The 16,901-nt window shown below is 60.0% G+C and carries 21 protein-coding genes; 15 read left to right on the top strand and 6 right to left on the bottom strand.

Annotated features, from left to right (window positions below):
• Window positions 1-137 precede the first annotated feature (137 nt).
• The 7 genes from GSQ91_RS25115 to moaC all read left to right on the top strand — a co-directional run bounded on the left by GSQ91_RS25115 (window position 138) and on the right by moaC (window position 6,152).
• The gene (locus GSQ91_RS25115; RefSeq protein WP_158824461.1) at window positions 138-725 is read left to right on the top strand and encodes an isoprenylcysteine carboxylmethyltransferase family protein; all 588 of its coding nucleotides are present in this window, start codon (window positions 138-140) and stop codon (window positions 723-725) included.
• 33 nt (window positions 726-758) lie between these two features.
• A complete protein-coding gene (locus tag GSQ91_RS25110) occupies window positions 759-1,559 on the top strand; it encodes a DUF3108 domain-containing protein (protein ID WP_254064870.1) in 801 nt (266 codons plus the stop codon).
• A gap of 108 nt (window positions 1,560-1,667) precedes the next feature.
• Window positions 1,668-1,943 (top strand): putative signal transducing protein, encoded by a 276-nt coding sequence (locus GSQ91_RS25105; RefSeq protein ID WP_158824459.1) that lies wholly within the window; start codon window positions 1,668-1,670, stop codon window positions 1,941-1,943.
• A 35-nt stretch (window positions 1,944-1,978) separates the two neighbouring features.
• Window positions 1,979-2,650 (top strand): 7-cyano-7-deazaguanine synthase QueC, encoded by a 672-nt coding sequence (gene queC / locus GSQ91_RS25100; RefSeq protein WP_254064882.1) that lies wholly within the window; start codon window positions 1,979-1,981, stop codon window positions 2,648-2,650.
• Window positions 2,651-2,769: 119 nt separating this feature from the next.
• Window positions 2,770-3,966: a tetratricopeptide repeat protein gene (locus tag GSQ91_RS25095; RefSeq protein ID WP_158824457.1), complete on the top strand. Its 1,197-nt coding sequence runs from the start codon at window positions 2,770-2,772 to the stop codon at window positions 3,964-3,966.
• Window positions 3,967-4,254: 288 nt separating this feature from the next.
• Window positions 4,255-5,499, top strand: coding sequence for a gephyrin-like molybdotransferase Glp (gene glp, locus GSQ91_RS25090; protein WP_158824456.1), 1,245 nt, complete (start codon window positions 4,255-4,257; stop codon window positions 5,497-5,499).
• A gap of 179 nt (window positions 5,500-5,678) precedes the next feature.
• A complete protein-coding gene (gene moaC, locus GSQ91_RS25085) occupies window positions 5,679-6,152 on the top strand; it encodes a cyclic pyranopterin monophosphate synthase MoaC (RefSeq protein ID WP_158824455.1) in 474 nt (157 codons plus the stop codon).
• 6 nt (window positions 6,153-6,158) lie between these two features.
• Here the strand turns inward: moaC and egtD are convergent, their stop codons facing one another.
• The 3 genes from egtD to GSQ91_RS25070 form a co-directional block, all read right to left on the bottom strand.
• On the bottom strand, window positions 6,159-7,124 hold the full coding sequence (gene egtD, locus GSQ91_RS25080; protein ID WP_158824454.1) for an L-histidine N(alpha)-methyltransferase: 966 nt from the start codon (window positions 7,122-7,124) through the stop codon (window positions 6,159-6,161).
• Between the two features lie 191 nt (window positions 7,125-7,315).
• Entirely contained in the window at window positions 7,316-8,644 is a 1,329-nt protein-coding gene (gene egtB, locus GSQ91_RS25075; RefSeq protein WP_158824453.1) for an ergothioneine biosynthesis protein EgtB, read from the bottom strand.
• A gap of 166 nt (window positions 8,645-8,810) precedes the next feature.
• Window positions 8,811-9,539 carry a VIT1/CCC1 transporter family protein gene (locus GSQ91_RS25070; protein WP_158824452.1) on the bottom strand — a complete coding sequence of 243 codons (729 nt, stop codon included), beginning with the start codon at window positions 9,537-9,539 and terminating at the stop codon, window positions 8,811-8,813.
• A gap of 158 nt (window positions 9,540-9,697) precedes the next feature.
• Between GSQ91_RS25070 and GSQ91_RS25065 the strand changes: the two genes are divergently transcribed.
• Window positions 9,698-9,844 (top strand): hypothetical protein, encoded by a 147-nt coding sequence (locus GSQ91_RS25065; protein ID WP_158824451.1) that lies wholly within the window; start codon window positions 9,698-9,700, stop codon window positions 9,842-9,844.
• 95 nt (window positions 9,845-9,939) lie between these two features.
• Window positions 9,940-10,467, top strand: coding sequence for a Fic family protein (locus tag GSQ91_RS25060; RefSeq protein ID WP_158824450.1), 528 nt, complete (start codon window positions 9,940-9,942; stop codon window positions 10,465-10,467).
• A 19-nt stretch (window positions 10,468-10,486) separates the two neighbouring features.
• On the opposite strand, the gene GSQ91_RS25055 is transcribed toward GSQ91_RS25060, so the two are convergent.
• On the bottom strand, window positions 10,487-10,876 hold the full coding sequence (locus GSQ91_RS25055; RefSeq protein WP_158824449.1) for a helix-turn-helix domain-containing protein: 390 nt from the start codon (window positions 10,874-10,876) through the stop codon (window positions 10,487-10,489).
• A gap of 104 nt (window positions 10,877-10,980) precedes the next feature.
• On the opposite strand from GSQ91_RS25055, the gene GSQ91_RS25050 reads away from it, so the two are divergent.
• Both GSQ91_RS25050 and scpB read left to right on the top strand, forming a co-directional pair.
• A complete protein-coding gene (locus GSQ91_RS25050; protein WP_158824448.1) occupies window positions 10,981-11,745 on the top strand; it encodes an SDR family oxidoreductase in 765 nt (254 codons plus the stop codon).
• A gap of 54 nt (window positions 11,746-11,799) precedes the next feature.
• Complete coding sequence (scpB, locus tag GSQ91_RS25045) at window positions 11,800-12,969, top strand: SMC-Scp complex subunit ScpB (protein WP_158824447.1); 1,170 nt, start codon at window positions 11,800-11,802, stop codon at window positions 12,967-12,969.
• Between the two features lie 182 nt (window positions 12,970-13,151).
• Here scpB and GSQ91_RS25040 read toward each other — a convergent pair whose 3' ends face one another.
• Window positions 13,152-14,060, bottom strand: a complete 909-nt coding sequence (locus tag GSQ91_RS25040) for a hypothetical protein (protein ID WP_158824446.1) — start codon at window positions 14,058-14,060, stop codon at window positions 13,152-13,154.
• Window positions 14,061-14,293: 233 nt separating this feature from the next.
• Between GSQ91_RS25040 and GSQ91_RS25035 the strand changes: the two genes are divergently transcribed.
• Complete coding sequence (locus tag GSQ91_RS25035) at window positions 14,294-15,217, top strand: pseudouridine synthase (RefSeq protein WP_158824445.1); 924 nt, start codon at window positions 14,294-14,296, stop codon at window positions 15,215-15,217.
• Here the strand turns inward: GSQ91_RS25035 and GSQ91_RS25030 are convergent.
• A complete protein-coding gene (locus GSQ91_RS25030; protein ID WP_158824444.1) occupies window positions 15,214-15,441 on the bottom strand; it encodes a hypothetical protein in 228 nt (75 codons plus the stop codon). The two genes, GSQ91_RS25035 and GSQ91_RS25030, sit on opposite strands and share 4 nt — an antisense overlap.
• A 68-nt stretch (window positions 15,442-15,509) precedes the next feature.
• Between GSQ91_RS25030 and GSQ91_RS25025 the strand changes: the two genes are divergently transcribed.
• From GSQ91_RS25025 to GSQ91_RS25015, 3 genes are all read left to right on the top strand, one after another.
• Entirely contained in the window at window positions 15,510-15,893 is a 384-nt protein-coding gene (locus tag GSQ91_RS25025) for a hypothetical protein (protein ID WP_158824443.1), read from the top strand.
• A 113-nt stretch (window positions 15,894-16,006) separates the two neighbouring features.
• Window positions 16,007-16,405 (top strand): hypothetical protein, encoded by a 399-nt coding sequence (locus GSQ91_RS25020; protein ID WP_158824442.1) that lies wholly within the window; start codon window positions 16,007-16,009, stop codon window positions 16,403-16,405.
• 68 nt (window positions 16,406-16,473) lie between these two features.
• On the top strand, window positions 16,474-16,893 hold the full coding sequence (locus tag GSQ91_RS25015) for a hypothetical protein (protein ID WP_158824441.1): 420 nt from the start codon (window positions 16,474-16,476) through the stop codon (window positions 16,891-16,893).
• Window positions 16,894-16,901: the final 8 nt, after the last annotated feature.

The raw sequence follows: 16,901 nt of genomic DNA, 5'->3' as shown, positions 1-16,901 counted from the left end.
AAGCCTTTTAACGCAGAGGTTTCGCGGAGGTCACCACGGATGCCATCGCGGCCTCCGCGAAACCTCCGCGCTCGCCGCGTTAAAAACGTTCTCCTGAGTTCGGAAAAGAAACGCAAATCATTTGAGAGAATAACCGGATGGGTTCAGCGCCAGGAACGAAGACACGATGGCAGAAGTTCGCGCGCCGCGCGCGGGTGCCGCTGGGGTTTGTGGTGGCGGCGGTGTTTCTGGTGTTCGCGCACCCCACATGGGAGACCTTGGCATGGAGCCTCCTCCTCGTGCTGCCGGGGCTCTGGCTGCGCGGCTACGCTGCTGGCTATGTCAAGAAAAACGCAGAGCTTACGCGTACCGGGCCTTATGCGTACACCCGCAATCCGCTGTATCTGGGGTCGATGGGAATCGCGTTCGGCTTTGCCGTTGCTGCCGGTAAATGGTGGCTGGGCCTGTTGTTAGTCGTGATGTTCCTGTCCATCTATGTGCCGACCATCCTGTCTGAAGAGGTCTTTCTGCGCGCCACCTTCGCGGACTTCGACGAGTATGCAAGGCTGGTTCCCCGGCTGCTGCCGAGGTTTACTCCTGCGCGGTTTGGCGCATCTAATGCAGGGAGCGGAAGGTTCTCGGCGGAGCGCTACCAGCACCACCGCGAGTACAATGCTCTTATGGGCTCAGCCGCTATCTATGCGGCACTGATACTGCGAATGGTACTGTTTCACGGGCGCTCATAAAACCCACGGGAGATGATTGATTTGAAGGCTCGGATGTCTTTGGTCGTGTTGGCCTTCTGCACCATGGCTTGTGGGTTCGCCAGTGTCGCTCCTGCGCACGCGCAACTCTTCCCCAAGTCGATGACGCAGAAACCGATTCCCGTGCTGCCGGCACCGCAGCCGAGTTTTATGTATCCGCAGCACGAGACCCTGACCTTCACTGTCGACTGGCGTGTGTTTACCGCAGGCACGGCTGTGTTTCATCTCGATCAGGCGGGTGATGTTCAAAAGATCTCAGCGACAGCAGACTCAATCGGTGCGGTGAACCTCCTGTTTCCGGTCGTCGACCGCTTTCAATCCGGCTTCGACCTGAAGACAGGGTGCTCGACGGGCTTCAACAAGCAGATTCAGGAAGGCCGCCGCAAGATCGCCAGCGAGCTGAGCTTCGACAATACTCACGGCAAGCAGATACAGAACGAGCGCAACCTGGTGAGGGGTACGGCAACACATAAGGAGGCCAACGTTCCGGCCTGCGTGACCGATTCGCTGGCTGCGATCTTCTACACCCAGTCGCAGACTCTGAACGTCGGTCAGACAGTGTCGTTCCCGCTCGCGGATTCCATGCGGACCGTCACCGTGGGGATGAAGGTGGAGAGCCGCGAAGAGATCAAGACCCCCGCAGGCACCTTTCAGACCGTCAAAGTACAGGCGACAGCCGAGGAGGGTGTCGTTAAGAATCGCGGTCACATCTGGATCTGGTATACCGACGATCCCCGCCATATCCCTGTGCAGATGCAGGCACGGCTGTTCTGGGGTACGATCACCTTTCATCTGCAGTCGATCGATTTGAAGTAAATTCTGCAGGGAAGATGCAAGGGATGCGAAACGCATCCTATAGAAAAACAAACGATTCTAATCAATCTAAAGACAAACGATCTTAAGAATCGAGAGACGAGCAACCTGATGAGCGACAACACAAAATTTGTAACGATCGCAACCTTTCAAGATCCTGTCGACGCCAACCTGGCGCAAAGCGCTTTGGAATCGGCGGAAATTGAGTCTTTCTTGCAGGGTGGAAATGCGAACAGCCTGATTCCCTCGGCTTTTGTCGCGAGCTTGCTGGTGAAGTCTGAGGATGAAGCCGCCGCGCGCGCGGTCCTGGACGGGGCAGAGGATACCCCGGAGTCGGTCGAAACGGTTACGGCGGCTGAGATCGCGAATGAAGGTGAAGCGCGGTGAGTCGTCCGAAGGCGGTTGTCTGTCTCTCGGGCGGCATGGATTCGACGGTCTGCGCCGCGCTGGCGGTTCGCGACTACGAGAGCTACGGCCTGCACTTCAGCTACGGCCAGCGAACCGAGGCTCGTGAGCTGACATCGGCGCGGGCCGTGGCGAAGGCTGTGGGCCTGCGCGATCTGCTGGAGCTGAAGACAGACCTTTTTCGGCGTATTGGAGGCTCGGCGCTGACCGATATCTCGATTGCCGTGCCAGAGGCTGGTGCAGAGAGCGCCGATGAAACCTCCCAGCGCACAGGCAGCGAGGTCCCGGTGACCTACGTTCCCTTCCGCAACGCGCACTTCCTGAGCGCGGCGGTGAGCTGGGCGGAGGTGCTTGGGGCTACGACGGTGTTCATTGGGGCGGTGGAGCAGGACAGCTCCGGGTATCCGGACTGTCGTCCGGCCTACTATGAGGCCTTCAACCAGTTGATCCGAATTGGCACCAAAGAAGGCGAAATCGCTGTAGTGACGCCGCTCATTCGCTTGCACAAGAGCGAGATTGTGCGGTTGGGAGTTGAATTGGGCGCACCGTTACATGTAAGTTGGTCGTGCTACTCGGGTGAAACCGAGGCCTGCGGAGTATGTGAGAGCTGCGTACTGCGGCTGCGAGCATTTGCCGAGGCTGGGGCAACCGATCCGATTCCGTACGTAGAGCAGAAACGCCCCGTTTGACGAAAGTAATCCTGATAAAAACCAGGAAAATATTAAGTCTGACGAAAACAGAAGATCTCCAACGAGCGAAGGCAGGCAGCAATCGGCTGTGAGGTTTCGCACGACGAAAGAAGGATGCAATGGCGAAGAGCAGGTTGAAGGGATTTCAGGTGGCAGTGCTCGCATCGGCGGCACTGTTTGGCACAGGTATGGTGGTCGCGCAGGCTCCGGCTCCGGCCAGCGTTCACGGGCACGCTAACGACCCGGCGGGTTTGCCGCTGAAGAATACGGTCGTGGAGTTTGCGAAAGACCATAGCGGTGACTTTAAGAACATCAAGTGGGTCTACAAATTCACTACGGATGACAACGGCGACTACAAGGGTACGGACATAGCGCCCGGTGACTACTTCATCGCGCTGGCGCAGGGCGATAAAAGCATCGACTTCGTCGAGAGCTCGAAGTTTGTTGCTGGTCAGGACCTGCAGGTGAACTTCGACCTCACCCGCAAAGAGTACATCGACAAGATGACTCCCGAGGAAAAGGCGCAGCTGGAGGCGTACAAGAAGAACGCCGGTGCGGCTAACGAGGCGAACAAGGTCATCGCCAACCTGAATGCGACACTGAAGACCGTGCGCGCCGATCTCGCTGCGGCTGCACCGCACCATGACGACGTGAGCAAGGATGTCACCAGCATGAAATCGGCTGTCGACGCCAAGCCCGACGAAGGCCTGCTCTGGATTACCTACGGCGAGACCTTGCAGGCGCAGGGTGACCATCTTGCTGCCGCCGACCGTGCTGCCGGCAAGGTGCCGACGTCTGACGACGATGTGATGAAGAACTACACCGACGCCGCGGCTGCCTTCAAAAAAGGCGCTGACCTGATGGCGGCTTCGAAGAAGCCGGTTCCGGCGGATGAGGCCGTCGCCTATAACTCGATAGGCAACACTCTGGCCAAGGCGGGCAAGATAGAGGACGCGCAGGCGGCCTATGAAAACGCCGTAAAGCTGGATCCCACCAAGGCCGGGATGTTCTACGGCAATGAAGCTGCGGTCCTGTTCAACACCAATCAGATGAAGCCCGCGCTGGCTGCGGCGGAGAAGGCTATCGCCGCCGATCCGACCCGGGCTGATCCGTACTTCATCAAGGGCCAGGCGCTCATCGGGGATGCAACGGTCGATCCCAAGACGCAGAAGCCCACAGCGCCTCCGGGATGCATCGAGGCCTATCAGAAGTACCTCGAACTGGCTCCGGATGGACGTAGCGCCGCGACGGTGAAGGAGATCCTCGCGGGCTTCGACGTGAAGATCGACACGAAGTACAAAGCAGGGAAGAAGTAAGTCCCAACTGGCAACTAGCGTAAGGCCCCGGACAGTCAAAACGCCCGGGGCCTTCGTCTTTCTATAACCCGCTTTTCTTTCTGTCATTCCCGTAGGGAATCTGCTGTTGTCGTTGCTGTTGTTCTTGTCGTTGCTCTTCGGAATAGCAGCGGCCTTTAGGCCGCGGAAACAGCCTCCCCTTTTTCCCGGGCTTTAGCCCTGGACCTTTCGCTGAGCACTGGCAAGAGGCCCAAAGCTAAAACCTCTTCCGCAAACAGGTTTCCGCTGCATAGGCTCTCAGGTGTTCCTATGACTGAAAGAGTTCTCCCCTTCAACGAAGCTCTGGCCGAAGTCCTGTCCCATGCCAGCGGACTCGCTGCTCCGCGCGAGGTCGAGTCATTGCCGTTGCTCGAGACCTCAGGACGTGTGCTGGCACAGAGCATCGCCGCCGAGCGCGACCAGCCGCCGTTCGATCGTTCCACGCGCGACGGCTATGCCGTGCGGGCCGTCGATATTGGGGCGGGGCGAATGCTGCATGTGATCGGTTCCGTTCGTGCAGGGGATCGTTGGACGGGACAGCCGCTCACCCAGGGCGAGGCCATCGAGATCATGACCGGAGCCCCTCTGCCGGCAGGCGCGGACGCCGTGCTGATGGTGGAACATACGACGGTTGCGGAAGAAGTGCTCCGCGTCGCCGAAGGACGCCTGCTCCGTTCCGGAGAAAACGTGGTTCCACGCGGCGCAGAGGCTCATACCGGTGATTCGTTGCTGCCCGTTGGGCGGCCACTGGGAGCCGCAGAACTGGCCGTTGCGGCGAGTTGCGGCTGCGCGAGTCTACAGGTGTTCACCAGGCCGAACGTCGCGATCGTTGCCACGGGCGATGAGTTAGTCGAGCTCGACGCAACACCCGAGCCATGGCAGATTCGCAACTCGAACAGCTACGCCCTCGCCTCACTGGTGCGAGCTGAAGGAGGCATAGCTCAGCGGCTCGCCATCGCGCACGATACGCTAGCAGACCTCCGCGAGCGCATCGCGCAGGGGCGCGAGGCAGACCTGCTGCTGCTCTCCGGCGGCGTCTCCATGGGCAAATATGACCTGGTGGAGCAGGTGCTGGCCGAAAGTGGCGCGGAGTTCCTCTTTACCGGTGCCCTGATCCAGCCGGGCAAGCCGGTGGTCTTCGGCAGATTGCCCGGACCCGGCAAGTCCCCACGTCAGTGGACTTACTTCTTCGGGCTCCCGGGCAATCCGGTGTCGACGCAGGTGTGCTTTCATCTGTTCGTCGCGCCGCTGCTGAAGGCCCTTGCGGGGCGTTCCGACCTTGCGCCGCGATTCGTCGAAGCACGCCTGGCCGAGGACGTGAAGGGCGGTGCGCGAGTAACACGGTTCTTACCCGCCGAACTTGTAAGCACATGGGATGCTGTGACTGTGCACGTCGTCGGCTGGCAGGGTTCGGGCGATGTCGCAGCGAACGCCCGCGGCAACTGCTACGCCGTGTTGCCTGCGGATGTCGAAACTTTTCATGCGGGCGAGACCGTGCGAGTTCTATTGCGATAGGTAATGCGCTACCAGCGCAGCCTTACTTTTTTTCTTTAGCTTTTTGGTTGTTTTTGTTTTTCTGGTTGTCATTCCGAGCGCAGCGAGCGAACCTGTTTTCTCCCGCTTTTCCCAACCCAAATATTTGGGCGCATTAGCAAGCCAACGAGAAGTGCTGCGATACTATGGCGGAGCAGAAGATGACCGACAAACTATCCCACTTCGACGAAGCCGGCCAAGCGCACATGGTGGACGTAAGCGCCAAGGCCGCCACACGCCGCGAAGCCGTCGCCAGCGCGTTCGTCGAGTTGAACGATGCCGTCCTCGCCGCGCTGCCGCAAAACCCCAAGGGCAATCCGCTGGAAGTTGCGCGTTTTGCAGGAATCCAGGCAGCCAAGCGCACCAGCGAGCTGATTCCGATGTGCCATCCGCTCGCGCTCAGCTTTATCGATGTGCAGGCAGCCGTAGTCGCGGGTGGGGTAGAGATTCGTGCAACGGCGGCGACAGTTGCAGGCACTGGCGTCGAGATGGAAGCGATGACCGCGGCTTCCATCGCTGCCCTGACCGTATACGACATGACCAAGGCCCTCGATAAAGGAATCCGGATTCGCGAGATCGTGCTGCTGTCGAAGACCGGCGGCAAGAGCGGCGACTACAGACGGGGCACTTCTTAGCTTTCTCTACACCGCCCGCGCAACCGTCACCGAAAAATACTGATTCGCGTCGTGCCATGTATGCGCGAGTTCAAAGTTTGCACTGGCCAGGAGTTTGGCAACCGCGGCATCGGTGAACTTGTAGCTGTTCTCCGTGTGGATCGTCTCGTCCTGCGCGAAGTGAAGACGCTTACCCGCAAGAAGAACAGTCTGCGGCACAAGGCTTTCGAGGTGCATCTCAATACGGCTCTCAGAGGCATTCCACCGCGCCCGATGCGCGAAGGCATCGAGGTCGAAGCCCGCGTCGAGCTCGCGATTCAGGCGCGCGAGGATGTTCTTGTTGAACGCGGCGGTAACGCCCGCAGCATCGTCATACGCGGCCAGCAGCGTAGCGACTGGTTTGTGTTTGCCAGGGGCCATATCCGTGCCGAGCAGCAGGGAATCGCCGGGTTGCAGGCGGGCGCGCAGATTGCGAAGAATCGCAGTCGCCTCCGAGGGCGTGAAGTTGCCAATACTGGAGCCGATGTAGAGCGCGAGGATGCGGCATTGTTCCGGTCGCTCCAGCGCAAACTGCTCGGTGATGTAGTTTGCCACGCGCGGTCGAACGGAGACGCCCGGGATATTCGCCGTGATCGTCGTTGCCGCTTCTTCGAGAGCGGTGGGACTCACGTCGATCGGCTGATAGAGAACTTCATCCTGAAACCGCGTTGCCGCCTGGAGCAGCAGGCCAGTCTTGGCGGCAGTCCCCGCGCCGAGTTCCGCGATAGTTACCTCAGCGCCGGCATCGAGAAAGACATCGTCCGCATGCGCAGCGAGGATCGAGCGTTCCACGCGCGTGAGGTAGTACTCGGGCAGCGCGGTGATCTGCTCGAAGAGCTGCGATCCTCGTTCGTCGTAGAAGAGCCAGGGTGAGAGCGTCTTGGGGCTAGCGGTAAGGCCGCCAATAGCTTCCTGGAGGACGGCTTCGCGCAGTGCGTCTAAGGTTTCGATCATCAAGAGTCTGCGCCTTTGCTGTTTCGTTCTCTACAGTAACTACGGCTGAAACAGGATGCCAGATTTCACGAATCTGTGCCCAGTCTGAGGTTGGATGCATTTTTGATCCGGACGTTACTAGTTTTTTAACGCAGAGGCTTCGCTACGACCTCGGCGAGACCTCCGCGCCCCCTGCGTTAAAGATGTTGCTTTTAGCTAGCCCCATCACGCGCCAGCCGCAGTCCGCTGAACTGCCACCTCGTACCTGGCGAGAAGAAGTTGCGATACGTCGCGCGGATGTGGCTCCTGGGAGTCACGCAGGAACCGCCACGCAGCACGATCTGCGAGCTCATGAACTTGCCGTTGTACTCACCCAGCGCGCCGGGCAGCGGCTTATACCCGGGATAGCCCGTGTAGGGAGACTGCGTCCACTCCCAGACATCGCCGTAGATCTGCTGCGGGACGCGGGCTTTCTTGGCGGTTGCTGTCGCGGGCGAGGGATGCAGGCTCTCCTGTTCGAGCAGGTTGCCCTCAATCGGCTGCTGCGCGGCCACGAACTCCCACTCGAACTCGGTAGGCAGGCGATGCCCCGACCAGCGCGCGAAGGCATCGGCTTCGAAGAAGCTGAGGTGGCAGACAGGAGTCTCAGAGAGCTCGTCGAGCGGCCGGAAGCCGTGCAGCGTATAGATACTCCAACCCGACTTGGAGGCATCGCGCTGCCAGTAGAGCGGGGCCTGCCAGCCCTCAGCGCGCATGATGTCCCAACCCTCGGAGAGCCATAGCTCAGGCCGCGAGTAGCCGTTCTCGTCGATGAAGGCAAGATACTCGGCGCAGGTCGTGAGGCGCGAGGCTACGCGAAACGGGGCGATGTACACCGGGTGGTGCGGCGTCTCGTTGTCGAAGGAAAAACTCTCGATCGCTGCGGGGTCGGGCGTAATGCCAACTTCCGTGATGCCGGGGCGTCCTGGATATCCGGGAGAAAAACTGATCCAGTCCAACGGCGGTGCAATGTGTACGCTGTTGCCGCCGAAGCTGGCCGGGGCGGCCACGTAGGCCGGATGCAGCGGGTTGGTAAAGAGTGCGTGCTTGACGTCGGTAGCGATCAGCTCAAGGTGCTGCTGCTCGTGTTCCAGGCCCAGAACGATGCGGCGCAGGGCCTCGTCTTGCGGGGTGTGCTCCAGCATGCGGGCAATCGCGGTGTCTACATGACATCGGTACGCCAGGATCTGGTCGAGCGACGGTCGTGAGAAGGAAGCGCGCAGCTTCTTTTCGGGCATCTCGCCCAGCGACTTGTAGTAGCTGTTGAAGAGCCAGCGAAAGTCGGGATGGAACGGCTGATACCCGGCGACGAACTCGCTGAGTACGAAGGTCTCGAAGAACCAGGAGGTGTGCGCGAGGTGCCACTTCACCGGCGAGGCTTCAGGGCAGGACTGCACCATCAGATCTTCGGGTGTAAGCGGCGCGCGGAACTGCATCGTCGCCTGGCGTACGTCGCGAAAGCGTTTGAGCAGCGAATTGGAAATAGACGTCAGGGCCAGCATGGTGGCGCTCCAGTCTTTAACTTGGATGGGGGCTTGGCCCTACAGGATCAAGCCGATGGCGTGTTATTTTCCATACGTTTGTGGACAGGTCCAAAACTCTGCAACAAACACTACGGCGCAGAATGTACTTCTGCAAGGAGAAGATGGTATAAACCGGGCAAAAGTTTCATGCATGGTTGTTCAATAATCGCGCCAGGCCGAATGCGGCCGCGGCCGCCGCTCCGCCGATCAGCACGGTTTGCACCGCACTGCGCAGCCAGTGCGAGCCGAGCAGCCGCCCCTTGACCCCTCCGAAGACGGCCAGGGCCACCAGCGTGATCGCCACGGAGGCACGCAGCGCGGTGAAGGTGTTGGCGAGCAGCATATAGGGCAGCAGCGGGATGAAGCCGCCCGCGATATAAGCCGCCGCGATAGTCAGTGCCGACCTCCACGCGCGCCCTTCCACGGGTGTTTCGAGGCCCAGCTCAAAGCGCATCATGAAATCAACATAGGCTTTGGGGTTGGCCTGGAGCGCGCGCAGCACGGGCTCAGCGGCCGTCCGATCGACCGAGTAGGCATCGAAGATCTCATAGATCTCTTCCTCCTCGTCGCGCGCCTGCTCGACGACCTCGCGCTCTTCCCGGCGGCGTTCGGAGGCGAAGTGCTCGGCGTCTCCGCGTGCGGCGAGATAGCCGCCCAGGCCCATCGCGATAGAGCCGGCAGCAACCTCGGCGAGCCCGGCGATGATCACGAGGTGCCCGGAGTTAACCGCACCGGCCAGTCCCGCCGCCAGCGCAAACGGCACAGTCAAGCCATCGGCGAGCCCGATAACGATGTCCCGCACCACCTCCGAGGATTCGAAGTGATGCTCATGATGCGGTGAAGAGTCGATGCCGTTAGCGTCCAAGGCTTGCATAGCTTTCCAGTGTAGAGCTTGGGTCGAGGGGCGGAAAGATGTCGCGCAAACATCTATAATGGAAACAGGTATTTCCCTGGGAGATCACCATGATTGCCAGCAAAAGTCCCGTAAATCGGAAGCAGTTGGAAGACGCTTTTTCGTTAGGAGAGGCCAATATGAAACTGGAAGGTTTCGATCCGGTGGCGGATGAAGTTTATCGGTCGCTGAAGGCCGATGTTCTCGCCGGGAAAATCGATTTCGACCAGGCTGTTGAGGCTGCAGTTCTTTCCGTGACAGCTATCCGGCGCGATTCAGCAGCGTGAAGCAGGCGTTCTCAGATCCATACTGTTATCCCGGAACGTCTGTTCTCCGGAATCTTCTCCACATCACAGATAGTGAATTGCTCGAACTGGCAGAAATGCGGATTGTAGGACTCCGCAGTGATCAACTTTTCGCTCAACTCCCCGGTGCGCCGCACGACCTTTCGCAACTGCTTTTGATCCACCACACACTCTTCGGCAAGCTCTATCCCTTCGCAGGTCAGCTCCGCGTCCATACCGGCCGTATGACCAAAGTCCGTGCCAGCGGCTACGCCGTCGTCTATGGCGATTCAGCCTTTATCTCCGAACAAATTGATTTGCTCTTTCGTCGCCTCGCAGCGGAAAACTACCTCGTAAACCTTTCGCCGCAAACTTTTGCTGAACGGACAGCGCATTTTTATGGCGAACTCGATGCGGTTCACCCATTCCGCGAAGGAAACAGCCGCACATTACGCCTGTTTTTCTCAGAATTGGCCCGCACCGCAGGCTACCAGCTCGATTGGGGCATCCTGGCCGCCGAAGAGCGGCTTCGCGAGCAGCTCTTCGCGGCGCGCGACCGAGCTGTAATGCATGGCGATTCTGGACCACTGGCAACGATCTTTGCTTCGATTCTTTCGTCACATTGAACTGCCCCATACAAACCAATCACTTCGCCGCCACCATCACCTTCGGACGCGCATCGAATTCCTCTCGCGCCACCTGCACTCGCTCCTGATGCGCCTCCACCCACTGCCATACCCCGCAGAACGCCTCCGAAAGACTCAACCCCATGTCGGTCAGCCGATACTCCACATGCGGCGGGATCACCGGATGCACCGTCCGCACGACCAGACCATCACGCTCCATCTGGCGTAGTGTCTTGGTCAGCATCTTCTGGCTCACGCCGCCGACCAGCTCCGCCAGCCTCGTAAAGCGCACCTCGCCGTGCTCCTCCAACGCCTCCAGCACCAACATCGTCCAGCGGTCGGCGACCGCGTCGATCATCTCGCGCACCATCTGTTCAAGCGCCGCTGTATGCTCCAGAACGTCGGTCATAGCAGGTATCCTTTCAAGGTTTCCATTTGGTAAGTACAGAACAATAAAGTGCCTACTTCCCAAAGGAGAGTGTCAGTTTTACTGTATCTCAAGGAGACAGAAACATGAACACCACAGGCAACACCATCTTCATCACCGGCGGCGGTTCCGGAATCGGTCGCGGCCTCGCCGAAGCCTTCCATAAGCTGGGCAACAAGGTCATCATCGGTGGCCGTCGCGAGAGCGTTCTCGCCGCCACCGCCGCCGCCAACCCCGGCATGGAATTCATCGTCTTTGACGCAGCCTCGCCCGAGAGCATCACCGCCGGAACCGCAGAGCTGACGCAGCGCTTTCCCACCCTGAACGTGGTCATCAACAACGCCGGCGTGCAGTGGCAGCACAACTTCGCAACCCAGGCCGTGCTTGACGAGACCAGCGTAGCCTCCGAGATCGATACCAACATCCTCGGCATTTTGCGTGTCAGCGCCGCCTTTCTGCCGCACCTGAAGCAGCAGCCCGCGGCGACGATCGTCAACCTCACCTCTGGGCTGGCCTTCACGCCAATGGCGGTCTATCCGGTCTACTGCGCGACCAAGGCGTTCGTTCACTCCTTCACCATGTCGTTGCGCCACCAGCTGCGCGAGACCTCGGTGCGCGTCATCGAACTCGCTCCACCCTGGGTCGCGACCGACCTCGCCGCAGCCCAGCCGGAGCAGGCCGAGCACGGCGACATGAAGCCCCTGCCGCTGGCGGACTTCACCACCGCCGCCATGGCCGCGCTCGCTACTGACGGGGAAGAGCTACCCATCGCCAACGCCCAGTTCCTGCACGACTCCAGCGTGGCCCCGCAGGCCACCAAGGTCTTCGCGATGATCAACGGGGCACACTAAGCCAGTAACCAAGCGCACGGGGTGCAGGGATTGATACACTCATGCCTGCACCCCATGAGTCTTAAAGCCAAGATCGAAGCTGTCATCTACGCGTCCGAAGAGCCCGTGACGCTTGCTCAACTCACCGGCCTGCTGGGCGAAGAAGGTCAGGCCGAACTCGACGCCCTTGAGTCGCAGCAGCAGTCGCTGGCTCTGGACGAGGGTTCTGCCAACGATCCCGACGCCCTGAACGCCGAGACGCTGATCGAACCTGGGGATCCAATCGAGGAACCCTCTGGCGAACTGGCCCCGGAAACCGATACTCCCTCCGAGACCAGCGATCCTGCGCTCCCGACAGAAACAGAGCCGGTAGCCGAAGGGCAACCCCCGGCCGAAACAGAGCCCTCTGCTGAAACAGAGCCTTCGGTCGAAGCTCAGCCCGAGCCCGCCCGCGACGCTCCCACGGTCGACGAAAAGAAGCTCGCCCGCGAACGCGAGCGCAAGCTGCGCGAATACTTCCGTTCGCTGCTCGACCAGCTCATCGCCGACTACGTCAACAACGACCGCGGGCTTGAGATCCGCGAGGTTGCGGGCGGCTTCCGTCTCGCCACCAAGCCTGAGTATCACGATGCGGTCCGCGGCTTCGTCAAGTCCCTCAAACCGCCACTCAAGCTCTCTCTGCAGGCACTCGAGACGCTCGCTGTCGTCGCCTACAAGCAGCCGGTCACGGCTCCCGAAGTCTCCGAGATTCGCGGCGTCGACTCCGGCGGCGTGCTTGGCTCCTTGATGGCGCGCAAGCTGGTCGTCACCGCCGGCCGCAAGCAGGTCATTGGGCGGCCCATGCTCTACAAGACGACCAAGGACTTCCTCGTCCGCTTCGGCCTCAAAGACATCAACGAGCTTCCCAGCATCGAAGAGTTTGAGAAGATGGCCGGCGAACTCGCCGACAACGAGCCCGTGCAGGAGGAGATTCCCATGGAAGACCCTAACGGCGGCACGCCCACCAGTCTGGACGAGATCAACTCCGCTCCCGAGCCGACCACTACCCTGCATGAAAGCGTAGAAGAGCTGATCAGCGACGACTCAACCAAGCCCGAGGGCCACAACCACGAGCACGCCGACCCGCACCATGTCGAACCGGCCAGCGAACCACAAGCCGACGGCGACAGCAGCGATGAGGACGATGTGAACGATGACCGTAGCGACGAAGGTCGCAACGATAAAGACATTAACGACGAAGGCTAAGGCCGGGTGCCCCATCTTCGGCGCGTTTTTTGCGCCTAAGGTGGGCATCGGGCGACCGCCCGACCGCTCCTGCCCGACGTACGCCTTCTCTCGATGTTCCAACTGGCACACCGCTGTCCCGCCGCTCTACACCTGTACGGGAAACGCGCTAGCATTCGCATCGCGCTTTGCGCCGTCACCCCTCACAACTGATCCGCCAGCTTCTTCGCCAACGGCTTAATCGCATCCGTGCCGCAAGGGCATGCTGGGTACGTAATGCGAATCAATCGATCGCCCTTACGCACCATCATCATCGCCCCCGACATATCGAACGCTTCATCCCCGATGCCCGTGAACTCCTGCGCTGCCGTCGCATGGCCCATCAGCTTCTTGTTGATCTTCATCTGCGTGCGGGCCGAGTTGGGATCGATGTCGTACTTCAGCACGATCGTAGTGGCATCTTCCGTCGTCCCATTCTGCGCAAGACCGCCGAGCATCATCTTCTGAATCATCTCCTGCTGTTGGTTGTCGCCACCGCGCTGCTTGAGTGTGGCTTCCATGTGCTTGCTATTCATCTCGCCGGGAGTGCCCTTGGCGAAGTACTCGCAGCCGGTTCCGGTCTGCTTCGTCGAAACGATCGGCACTCCAATCGCCGAGCCGACATCCGCCGCACTGAGGAAGCGGCAGGTATCGCCCGTAACCGCCTCACCTACCGTCGTCGAGAACCCGCCCGGCCCGGTCACTGCCTCGATCTTGCTCTTCACCTTGTGCGCCAGATAAAACAAACCTCCGACCACCAGCACAACGCAGAGAAACAGAAACAGCAGAATCCCAAGGATCCACTTCACCGCCGAGCCTGACTTCTTCGGAGCTGTTCCGGGATACCCCTGTGGAGGCGGATAACTTTGCTGCTGCGGTGGAGGATGGCCCTGTTGCTGGTAGCCCTGTTGTGGCGGCGGATAGCCTTGCGGCTGAGGCGGTATATAGCCCGGCGGCGGAGCGCCTTGCGCGTACCCCTGCCCGGGAGCTGGCGCAAACGGCGTTCCACAACTGCCACAGGCCGTCGCCGTGTCGTCTGCCTGAGATCCACATTGCGTACAAAATTTGGCCATGACCGTCTCCTGTTGCGGATGTTGCCGAACTCCGCGTTCGTTATGGGTGTTTAGAAGTTGGCTTCTATGAAGCATCCGAATGCAGGGGGAAGTCCAATTAAAAGTTGTGACGATTTATAAAAACTGCAGAACGGCACTCATCCGATTCGCAGCAATAGGGAAAATGCTCTAGAGCGGTATTCTTCGGGTTTCTGGCCTTCTCCGCATGGCAGAGGCGATAGACTAAAGAGTCTATGAACCCCGAGCCCAAAGACGCCGCACCTAAAGGCGACCGCTTACAAAAAATCCTCGCCCAGGCGGGCATCGCCAGCCGCCGCGCCGCGGAGACGATCATCCTCGAAGGCCGCGTGCAGGTGAACGGCCAGATCGTCACCGAGCTCGGCACCCGTGCCGACGCCACGCGCGATCATATCCGTGTCGACGGCAAGCTGCTGCACGGCCCCGAGCCGCAGCGCTACTTCATGCTCAACAAGCCGCGCGGCTACGTCACCACGCTGGACGATCCCGAGCATCGCCCCACCGTCATGCAGCTCCTCGGCCAGGACGCCCAGAAGAAGTCCGCCGGCGAACACAGCAAGCTCCCACGCCTCTATCCCGTCGGCCGCCTCGACTATCTGAGCGAAGGCCTGCTGTTGATGACCAACGACGGCGAGCTCGCCAACCGGCTCTCCAAGGCCGCTGCCGGCGTCGAGAAGACCTATCTCGTCAAAGTCTCAGGCTCGCCGACAGCCGAGGCTATCGACCAGCTTCGCCGCGGCATCATGATCGACCGCGGCCGTCTCAACGAAGTGCGCAGTGGCCGTCGCGACCGCGTGCTCACGAACCCCGCAAAGATCGAGCAGGTACGCCGCGGTGAGAACCCGTGGTTTGAAGTGACGCTGACCGAGGGCCGCAACCGCCAGTTGCGCAAGATGTTTGAAGAGATCGGCCACCACGTCGAAAAGATCCGTCGCATCGGCTATGGTGCGTTGGTGCTCGATGTCCCCCCCGGCGGATTTCGCGAACTGACCACCGGCGAAGTACAGGCACTGAGCCGCGCCGCCGCCGGCAAAAAGGTTGAACGCAAAAAGACCCTCCCCGAGGCCGCGCAGTTGAAGAAGCCCGTGCCCCCGAAGAAGCGCGGCTTCAACAAACCCGCTCGCAAGCGCACGTCTTAACCGCTGTCGCTGCTGTTCTTGCTTTTCTTTCTGTCATTCCCGCAGGGAATCTGCTGTTGTTCTTGTTTTTGCCGTTGCTTGTTTTTCGTCGTCATCCTGAAGCGTAGCTGAAGGGCCCCCGCATTGGTGGTGGTACAAATGCGGTGTCCTTTCGCCCTAAGGGGCTCCAGGATGACGACAAACCCCCAGGCAACCCTTTCCATCTTCCACAAAATAAAATTCATCGTCCCCTCATCACTGGTGGAAACATCCCCTCCCGGTAGACCGTCTCCCCGAACAGGAGGCATTTTCTATGCGTGGAATGAAGTACGTTCTTGCAGCAGCATCGGCAGTATTCTTTTTGGCTGCGGCTCCGCAGTCCCATGCCCAGGTCACGGTTGGCATCAACATCGGTCCCCCGCCGGCTTGTCCTTACGGCTACTACGACTACGCTCCCTATAACTGTGCGCCGTACGGTTACTACGGCCCGGAGTGGTTCAACGGCGGCGTCTTCATTGGTGCAGGGAAGTGGTTCCATGGACCGGCAAACTTCCATGGCAACGTGAACAACCGCTTCGACCCGCAGCATGGCTATAAAGGCGCGTTGCCCGGACATGGGCCTGCCCAGGTACATCCTGACAACTTCAAGAGCTTCAAGGGCAACGAGTCGCGCGACGGTCGAGGACACACTCGCTAGTCTCTGACGAACCCTCCCCACCCCTGCGTCTCGTCGTGAGACGCAGGAGGGAGGGGCATCGAGGGAACAGCAGCTTTCGCGCTTCGATGTAGTCTCGAACTCTGAGGTGTTCCATGCGTGGAATCAACTACGTTCTTGCCGTCGCGGGGATCTTGCTGTTTGTAGCACCGCAGTCGCATGCCCAGATCTCAGCCCGCCTGGCTGTCGGACCCGCGCCGGTTTGCCCGTACGGTTACTACGACTACGCCCCGTATAACTGCGCGCCCTATGGCTACTATGGTCCGGACTGGTTTCCTAAGGGCGTGTTTTTTGGCGCTGGCCCGTGGTTCCGAGGCCCTATGCACTTCTCCGGGCACGTGAACAACCACCTCGATCCCCGCAATGGCTACCAGGGCCCGTTCCCTGCACATGGGCCTCTCCAGGCGCCTCCGGATAACTTCAGCAGTTTTCAAGGAAACGAGCTGCGCGATGGCCAGGGCCACATTCGTCCGCCAGAGCGCACTGGGCGCTAGCGGTTTTTTTGTCGTCCGCAGAACAACTTTCCATCTCCGAATGCATTCATAGTCATCTGAGGTGTTTTATGCGCGGATTGAAATTCGCTCTCATCGCGGCCTTTGCGTTTCTCTTCTTGGGCTTGGTGCCCAAATCGACTTCGCACGTTCAAGCTCAAATCGTTGTCGGTATAGGGGCAGCTCCGGGTTGCCCTTATGGTTACTACGGCTACGCTCCCTATAACTGCGCTCCCTACGGCTACTACGGCCCTGAATGGTTCAACGGCGGCATCTTCCTCGGTGCAGGACCCTGGCATCATGGCCCTGCCTTCTATGGCCATGTCAATCGTGCCTTTGACCCACGCTTCGGCTATCACGGCGGATTTCCCGGTCGCGGACCTTACCGTGAGCCCGCTGATCACTTCCATAACTTCCACGCCACCCACTACAGTGACGCGCGTGGCAGCTACCATACCGAAGCGGAGCACGGACGTTTCGTCCATCGCTAAAACCTAAC

Origin of the sequence: Granulicella sp. S156 (genome assembly GCF_009766105.1) — a bacterium.
Classification (GTDB): domain Bacteria; phylum Acidobacteriota; class Terriglobia; order Terriglobales; family Acidobacteriaceae; genus Granulicella.
The sequence above is the reverse complement of the archived record's forward strand: the minus strand, read 5'-3'. Positions and strand labels throughout refer to the sequence as shown.